Consider the following 8,804-nt stretch of genomic DNA (forward strand, 5'->3'; position numbering starts at 1 on the left):
GGCGCAGTCGCACTCAGTGCTCATATCCGTGGCAAAATTGATGCAGGCCACTTTGCCTGAATCAAAGGTATCCAGCACAAGTCAATCGACAGTCGCTCGCAAGCTGAAAAAAGTCTCCTGTCAGGGAGACTTTTCCTTATTGAATCATCATCTCTCAAGAAATCATTGTGTTCTTTCAAAAAACGCTCTGCCCATCAGACACTCTATTTCAGTCTTTATGTTCATAAAATAGCCACATTTAAAATTATAATATAATTTGTTATTTCTAATTCAATTCTAATGTAGTATACTATAAATTAATTTAAACAATCTAAATATTGCTAAATAAGTGGATTGAAATTGGAGGAGATATTATGGAAAAACGAAAGAAATTTAAGATTGGTCTCGTACCGAAATTATTGATTGCCATTGGTTTAGGAGTACTGGTGGGACAGTTGACCTTTATACCTGACTTCATACTTCAGATCCCCATCACCTTTTCGGCCTTGTTCAGTCGGTTATTAGCCTTTATCATACCGTTAATGATCGTCGGCTTTGTTGTCAAAGGTATTTCAGACCTTACCGATGGAGCTGGTAAGCTGCTCGGCCTCAATGCTCTGATGGCCTATTCTAATACGCTGATTGGTGGCTTTATTGCTTATTTCCTAGCTTCAAGTCTCTTCCCTTTGTTTATCGATGCTTCAGTTAGAGAAAGCGTTCAAACGGAAGGCACTGAACTGGCGCCCTTGTTCACTCTACCTTTGGAACCGTTATTCGACGTCACATCGGCGATCGTCTTTGCCTTCTTATTCGGTGTCTTTATCTCCTGGTTACGCAAGGAAAAGAAAGGCGAAGTCATGTATAACTTTTTCGCTGAATTTGGTGCCATTATCACTCGAATCCTAACAGTAATCATCATTCCGGGCTTGCCTTTTTATATCTTCGGTAACTTTTTAAACTTAAGTTACAGCGGCGCCGTCTTTTCACTGCTATCCGTCTTTTGGAGAGTGTTCATCGTCGTTGTCGGTCTGCAACTGTTACTGATTACCATCTTATTCATTCTCGCAGGACTTTATACAGGTAAGAATCCGATCACTTTACTGAAAAATCAAATCCCCGGGTATTTCACCGCTTTAGGCACTCAATCTTCTGCCGCTACCATTCCAGTGAATATGGAATGCGCCCGCAAGAATGGTGTGTCAAAAGAAATCAGGGAATTCGTTATCCCGTTGAGTGCGACCATTCATCTCATGGGGAGTGTTGTCACCATTACTTCTTGTGTGACAGCCGTGTTGCTGATGTTCGATATGCCGCATAGTTTTGGCATGATGGCTGGCTTTATTGCTACTTTAGGCGTCGCGCTGATTGCTGCACCAGGCGCTCCAGGCGGGGCCATTATGAGTGCTCTTCCATTTGTTTATATGGTCGGTATCGATCCAACCGGGACATTAGGCAATCTGCTCATTTCTCTCTACATCACTCAAGACAGTTTTGGTACAGCAGCAAACGTTTCCGGCGACAACGCCATCGCGCTTGTGATCGACAAAGTCTATGACAAACACATTTTGAAGAAAGCTGTCCCTGTTAAAGGCAAGGCCTACAGTCGTGTCAGCAACTAACATCCTCAACTAGTCTAAACATAAAAAGAAGGAGCAGAGTATCTGCTCCTTCTTTTTTATACTCTAATTTCAAATGATTTACTGCATTTCCTCCACTAAACGTTTGGCGGCGTATTGTCCGGAGCGGATGGCCCCTTCCATAAATTGAGGGAACTGCGGACCGAGCTCTGTGCTTGCAAAGACGACGTTATTAAAGGGTTCTTTTAAATATTCGTTGGCTTTCGGTTCGCCTTTATAATGAACCATTGCGCCGTAACCTCCACCACAATAGCGTGATCCTGACCACTCGCTGATTTCATAATCTTTGTACATTTCTGCTTCTTCTCCAAAAACTTCAATCAAGCGCTCTTTAGCGAAAAACTCTTTCACTCCTGATGGCACATTGAAAAACTCTTTGGCCTTGTCTCCCCCGATGAACAGCGTGAGTCGGTTTTCGCCCCCGGTTATAGAAGAATCTATTAAATTGACCCCTTCATTAGCTGCATAGATGACACCGTAGACCGGTTTTTTCTTTCCTTTAATGGCTTGTTCACGCCAGAACGGATTATCATACACGAAAGTCATTTTGATTACGGCACCATCGATGTAACTCTTCAAGTATCGGTCATAATGGTCGGCTAAAGATGAACTGAACTCAATTCGTGCCGCAGCAGTAGGAGGCGTTGCGAAAATTATTGATTTTGCATGATATTTTGTATTGTTTTTTGTTTTCAAGATATAACCATTCTCAGTTTCTTTCACTTTCACAACAGGTTCATGATAACGGATCGCCTCTTCATTAATGGTCTCCAAGTATCGAATGACTTGGGACAGTGGACCAGAGGCTTGATAATTCAATTCGTTGTTCGTCGTTGTGATCCGGCTGACCAGATTTCCTAAGGCCTCCGCATTAATGTAATCACTGTTTACTGTCGTTTCAGCGGCCACAAAACTTTTAATGATCTGTCGTTTCCGATTATTTTCGACATGCTTGTCTAGTAAACTTGCCAGTGTCTGGGGATCTGAATCTGCTGCAGTGATATCTCTCAACATTTCTGGAATGTCTTTGAAATCAAAGAGAATGGGTTCCCTGCTTTTTTCGCTGATAACCACTAAGTCTTCAGGTATGTGTGTTTCCTCTAAGGTCATTCCGGATTCTTCAATGAGTTTCACGATTTCAGTCATATCTTTATTAACAAACTGTGCACCCAGTTCAAAATAGCGCGATGAATCTTCAGAAATTTTGGAACGCACTTTTCCACCTGCCCGTTCAGTTGCTTCTAAAACTAAGTAGTTCTTATCTTTTTCATGTAATGCCTTCGCTGCCGTTAATCCTGCCAATCCGGCCCCAACGACAATGACATCATATATTGACGTCTCAGTATTCATCATTTTATTTTTCCTCACTTTCTTACCTGCAGCCATTTATCTATTATTTTTTTTCAGGACCTTGTGTGTGATAAATTTTTCGATTTCTACTACTGTAAACACACCGAGACCTACGATCAAGGGATACAGCCAATAATTCAGTTCGATCGGATAGAGTCCTAAGACATTATATAAAAACGGAACATAGGTGACTAGTAATTGAAAGATGATAAGTAGGCCAGACACAATAAAGGCGGCTTTGTTATCAAAAAATTGGCTATTCAGACTAAAGTGACGTTCATTTCTTACGTTAAACAAATGAAACAGCTGAGCGAAAACGAGTGAATGAAGCGTCACCGTGTTGATAATTCCAGCGTCATAACCCGCCAACAAGACCCGATCGATCCACATGATGGAACCCCCAATAAGCACGGAAACAAACAGTATCCGAAAGACATAGTAAGGACTCAACAGCCTTTGATTGGAATCACGCGGCGGTTTCGACATCGTGCCTTTTTCCAAGGGTTCAAAAGCTAAAGCCAGTGCAATCGTTACGGCCGTGATCATGTTGACATACAGAATCTGTACAGGCGTTAACGGCATTTCTATTCCTGTTATCAACGCCGCCATAACCAGCAGAGCTTCTGCCCCGTTGGTCGGTAAAATAAAGAGGATGGTTTTTTTTAAGTTGTCGTAAACCCGTCGCCCTTCTTTCACCGCATTTACGATGGTAGAAAAATCATCATCCACTAAAACCATTTCGGACGCTTCTTTGGCCACTTCTGTGCCCTTGATGCCCATGGCCACACCGATATCTGCTCGTTTAAGTGCGGGGGCATCGTTCACACCGTCCCCTGTCATCGCGCTGATATGGCCATTTTTTTGCAGCGCTTCGACCAGTTTCAGTTTGTTATGCGGACTCGTTCGCGCAAAGACATCGACCTCTTCCACGATCTCCTGCAATTCTGCGTCGGACATCTCTTCTAACTCGCGTCCTTCAGAGACTTTATCTCCGTCTGTGATCCCAAGTTGCTTCGCGATAGCCAGAGCTGTTTCTTTGTGGTCACCTGTAATCATCTTAACCTGAATGCCCGCTTTTTTACAGACTTTAATCGCTTCAATGACTTTCTCTCGAGGTGGGTCGATAATTCCGGTAAGTCCCAGTATCGTTATTCCTGACTGGATGTCATCATGGTCGATGTGTTCTTTGGTCTCAGAGACCTCTTTGATCGCCATCGCGAGGACCCGCTCGCCTTTTTTAGACAGTTTGTTCATCTGCGTTTCCCAATAATCACGTGCCTCTGAATCCAAGCCGGCCATTTCAAATAATCGGTCGGGTGCGCCTTTAATATAAATCTTCTTCAGATTGTTTTCTTCGACTAACCCTGCCATATATTTATACTCTGAATCAAAAGGGATCTTGGCTTTCATTTCCAGGGCAGCGATAGAGACATTCGCTTTTTCGGCTAGGGTGATCAAACAGCCTTCTGTCGGATTTCCTCTGACGACCCATTCGTCATCTTTCTGATAAATATCCGACTCGTTCACTGTTTTAGCCGCGGTCAGCAACTCTCTCAAGTCCGCCTCTTCATCGACATCGATTTCTTCTTCCTGTCCGTTCACTATCTTGCCTTCCGGTGCGTAACCCAATCCCGTCACAGAATAGCTGTTCTCTCTAGTGATGATCGACTGCACCGTCATTTCATTTTTTGTAAGTGTCCCTGTCTTGTCAGAACAAATGACTGTGACAGCTCCCAGTGTCTCTACCGAGGGAAGTGTGCGCATGACTGCATTCTGATCTGCCATGGACTGTACACCTAGAGCCAAAATAATGGTTAAGATGGCGGGGAGCCCTTCAGGAATGGAAGCGACGGTCAAACTGATTACGGAAAGTAACAGTTCGCCCCATTCATAATCATGAAAAACTAATCCCGCTACAAATAAGATAACGGCTAAAACAAGGATGACGACTGAGATCGTTTTTCCGAATTTATCCGTTTGCTTGAGCAATGGTGTTTTCATTTCTTCAACTTCACTCATGGAGCGGTTGATTTGACCTATTTCTGTCGTTTCTCCCGTCTCGACAACGATCCCTTTGGCTTTTCCGGAAGAAACAGTGGTTCCTGAAAACACCATGTTGGTTCGGTCACCAAGCGGTGTATCATCTTCCAGCACATCCGTCTGTTTTTCTACAGAGGTGGATTCGCCTGTCAAGGGTGACTCTTCGACTTTTAGCCGGTCAGTATGAAACAACCGGATGTCTGCAGGTACCTTGTCGCCAGAATTGAGTATCACGATATCTCCCGGGACAAGCTCCGTTGAATCCACTTCTTTCTTCTGTTCATTTCTAAGAACGATCGCCTCTAGGGACAACATATTTTTGATACCTTCGAGTGCTTTTTCGGCTTTACTTTCTTGAACATAACCAATAACGGCGTTGACAATGGCAACAAGCAGGATGACAGCCGTATCGACATACTGACCCAAAGCAAACGTAACGACAGCTGCAAACAGCAAGATATAGATCAGTACATCGTTAAATTGTCTGAAAAATTTCACCCACTCGGGCGTCCCTTTTTTTTCAGGTAATTTATTTAATCCGTATTCCTCCTGCCTTTTCTCTACTTCGTCATCAGTTAATCCTGTCCGTGTATCTGTATCCAATTCTTTTTCTGCCTCTTCACTATTTAAATGAAACCACTTAGTTTCAGCCATGAAATCCCCTTCTTCGCAGATTTTATTGTTGCTCATCTTGTGCATCGCGCACCAACTCATGCCCGGATTTCTATTCCGGTTGGTTGTCCGAAACGAAACAAATCTTACAGTTAGTTTATCCCTTCTGCTTTTCAGTTTTTGGCGTACTACCTTGCTGGAAGCTTTTCTGATTATAGGATAACATAATACAATACTCTATATCTCGTTTAGAATCTTATCACACTGAACCTTCGATTAAAAGATTCGTGTTGGATTATTAAGACCAGAAATCTGAGAGGTAAACACGATCTGAACAAATAGCTATCCTGCACAACAAGAGGCATCAGAAAAGGTTATAGCCTGGTCTGATTACACTGCAGCAGAACTAGTTGAAGTAAAGCCGAACACGGCTGATCCCTTCCATTCTTGACCATCTCGATATGTCCGGCTCTCACTTATTTCTTCGATCTGTCTCCCGTTTACAAAACCGCCTGCACGATAGCTTATAATTGAGTTTTTTCTGTTAGAATAGTACCCTTTAAAGTAACAAGGATTCAGATACAGACTGTTGAAATTTATACATTAATTGGAAGGAGACAGCCTATGGATTTAGGTATCAAAGACAAAGTTGCTTTAGTGACAGGTGCAGCCTCCGGTATCGGTAAGGAAACCTCCCGTGTCCTCCTGGAAGAAGGCGCAACTGTCGTGATGACCGACTTTGATGAAGAACGGTTGAGACGAACGGCTCAGGAAATGACCAAGTATGAAAAACTATTGTATTTTCCAGCAGATATCAGAAGTCCCGAATCACTCGGTCAGTTACATGAATACGTGAAAAAGAGTATCGGAACCATAGATATCCTGGTGCAGAATGCCGGTGCCACAGGAGCGCAAGGACTGTTCCATACACTGACCGATGAAGACTGGCTGTATACGATCGAACAGAACCTGCATGGTCCGGTCCGTGCCGTCAGAGAATTTTTACCTGATTTACGAGCGAACGGCTGGGGAAGAATCATATTCATCTCTTCAGAAAACGCTGTGCAGCCTTATGACAATGAGTTGCCCTACGACAGTGCCAAAGCCGGCATATTATCCTTTTCAAAGGGACTCTCCCGGAGTTATGCCAGAGAAGGACTGCTTGTAAACACTGTTTCTCCGGCATTTATCGAAACGCCCATGACGGACAGACTGATGGAAAAACGTTCCGCAGAAAAAAACATGTCCCTTGACGAAGCCGTTGAATCTTTCTTGGATGAAGAAAGACCGCATATCGAACTTAAACGACGGGGGCAGGTCGAAGAAGTGGCGGCCGTCATTGCCTTTTTATGTTCAGAAAAAGCCTCGTTTGTAAACGGCGCCAATTACCGCGTCGACGGCGGCTCTGTTGCGACACTCTAAACGACCCATTCATTATGATAAAGGAGAGATCCATTCATGCGCACATCGAATGAAAACTATTATGATTACTTATTTATCGGTGGCGGAATCGCTGCCGCTTATGCCGCCAAAGGCATACGCAAGTTAGACAAAGAAGGTTCCATCGGTATTCTTTCTTCGGATCAGGATGGACCCTACGCCCGTCCAGCCTTATCGAAGAGACTGTGGACAGATGCCGACTACTCCGTTGCAGACGTTCCTTTCAACACCGCTGAAGAAACAAATTCAGACCTCATGCTTGAAACCGTCGTGACTTCGGTCGACAGAGAAAACAAAACGGTCACGACACACGACGGAACCATACTGTCATACGGCAAACTGCTGCTGGCGACCGGCAGCGAACCGCGAACCTTAGAAGGACCGGAAGACGAGCACGTTATCGCCTTCCGCACATTCCAAGACTACCGTAAATTGAGAGAGTTCTCCGGAAAAGACCAGCATGTCATCGTCATCGGCGGAGGTTATATCGGAACAGAACTCGCTGCAAATCTGAAACTGAACAACACCCAGGTGACACTCGTCTATCCTCAAGAGGTCTTAAACGACAATCGTTTCCCGCTTGAGCTGGCTAAAGAGTATGAGGAAAGCTACCGACAAGCCGGTGTCACTTTAAAGAACACGTCACGCGCTGCCTCTTACAGCAAAAATGGCGATAAACTTGTTCTCAAACTGGAAAATGGCGAAACCGTTGAAGGAGATACCTTGGTTCTCGGCTTAGGTGCCAAGCCTCGACTAACGCTTGCTAAAGACGCCGGACTTGAGGTGGACGACGGAGTTATTGTCGATGACTATTTCCGTACGTCCGATCCAGACATCTATGCAGCTGGAGATATTTCATCATACCCTGATCCGATATTTGGACGAAAACGCATCGAACACGTTGACCATGCACGGAAATCCGGGACGACTGTCGGGAAAATCATGGCCGGATCCGATAAACCGTATGACTACACCCCTTACTTCTATTCAGACGTTTTCGATATTTCCTGGATGGCCTACGGCACACTTGATCCCGAACTCCACGTCCTCATCGATCATGTGGATGATGGAACAGTAGTCTATTATCTGAAAGAAGACAAGCCTGTCGGTATTTTGCTTTGGAATATCAATCCAAGGTTAGGCAAAGTCAAAGAAGTCCTGAAAAATCCGCCGTCCCATTCAGATGAGCTGCATGGGCTTATCCGCGACCGAAACAGTGACTAACACCATCAAACAGGAGGAATCAGTTTGAATACCTATATCGAAGGCACCTATGCCAAAGTAGAAGATGCATTAAGAGCCGTGGACACGCTGATCATGCGCGGCCATGATACTGATTCGATCACGCTGATCAGTAACCAGACACATCAGGAAGAACAGTTAAAAGCAGTCGCTATCACGGTTAAACAGTTATCCGATTTAACCAGCCAGGAAAAGCAGAGCCTGGGAAAACATGTCGAAGATGTAAACGAAGGGCGTTTTGTTCTCCAGGTCACCGAAAAAAAAATCTCCTGACATCGGTCCTTTAAGTGCTGACAGTCCTGATCCTTATGACGATTCACTTTTAGCTTCTGACGACGAATCAGTCACTGAGGATACAGAACTGCTTGAAGATTTGAGAAGCAGCAAGGCAGATCCTTCCAATGACCGTTCCAACACGAAAACCGGCTATTCCGATGATTTGAAGACCCCAGACGAAACGCCTTTGGACAACGGACCAAATCGGTCACTTTAATATCCAGCCGA

Annotated in this window: 7 protein-coding genes; 5 read left to right on the forward strand and 2 right to left on the reverse strand. The window is 44.4% G+C overall.

All coding sequences use genetic code 11. The annotated features are described in order from the left end of the window. Nucleotides 1–353 precede the first annotated feature (353 nt). Nucleotides 354–1,598, forward strand: coding sequence for a dicarboxylate/amino acid:cation symporter (locus R6U02_RS03345; RefSeq protein WP_410262221.1), 1,245 nt, complete (start codon nt 354–356; stop codon nt 1,596–1,598). 78 nt (nt 1,599–1,676) lie between these two features. On the opposite strand, the gene R6U02_RS03350 is transcribed toward R6U02_RS03345, so the two are convergent. Beyond that, nucleotides 1,677–3,002 (reverse strand): flavin monoamine oxidase family protein, encoded by a 1,326-nt coding sequence (locus R6U02_RS03350; RefSeq protein WP_410262222.1) that lies wholly within the window; start codon nt 3,000–3,002, stop codon nt 1,677–1,679. Then, on the reverse strand, nt 3,003–5,660 hold the full coding sequence (locus R6U02_RS03355; protein WP_410262223.1) for a cation-transporting P-type ATPase: 2,658 nt from the start codon (nt 5,658–5,660) through the stop codon (nt 3,003–3,005). Between the two features lie 582 nt (nt 5,661–6,242). Between R6U02_RS03355 and R6U02_RS03360 the strand changes: the two genes are divergently transcribed. The 4 genes from R6U02_RS03360 to R6U02_RS03375 are packed head-to-tail and all read left to right on the forward strand — an operon-like array spanning nt 6,243 to nt 8,793. Then, nucleotides 6,243–7,040, forward strand: coding sequence for an SDR family NAD(P)-dependent oxidoreductase (locus R6U02_RS03360; RefSeq protein WP_410262224.1), 798 nt, complete (start codon nt 6,243–6,245; stop codon nt 7,038–7,040). Nucleotides 7,041–7,076: 36 nt separating this feature from the next. Continuing rightward, a complete protein-coding gene (locus R6U02_RS03365) occupies nt 7,077–8,282 on the forward strand; it encodes an NAD(P)/FAD-dependent oxidoreductase (protein ID WP_410262225.1) in 1,206 nt (401 codons plus the stop codon). A gap of 24 nt (nt 8,283–8,306) precedes the next feature. Then, nucleotides 8,307–8,573 (forward strand): hypothetical protein, encoded by a 267-nt coding sequence (locus R6U02_RS03370; RefSeq protein ID WP_410262226.1) that lies wholly within the window; start codon nt 8,307–8,309, stop codon nt 8,571–8,573. Further along, nucleotides 8,539–8,793, forward strand: coding sequence for a hypothetical protein (locus tag R6U02_RS03375; protein ID WP_410262227.1), 255 nt, complete (start codon nt 8,539–8,541; stop codon nt 8,791–8,793). Before R6U02_RS03370 ends, R6U02_RS03375 begins: the two co-directional genes overlap by 35 nt. Nucleotides 8,794–8,804 lie beyond the last annotated feature (11 nt).

Origin of the sequence: Alkalibacterium sp. (assembly GCF_046484155.1) — a bacterium.
In the GTDB taxonomy this organism is placed as follows: Bacteria; Bacillota; Bacilli; order Lactobacillales; family Carnobacteriaceae_A; genus Alkalibacterium.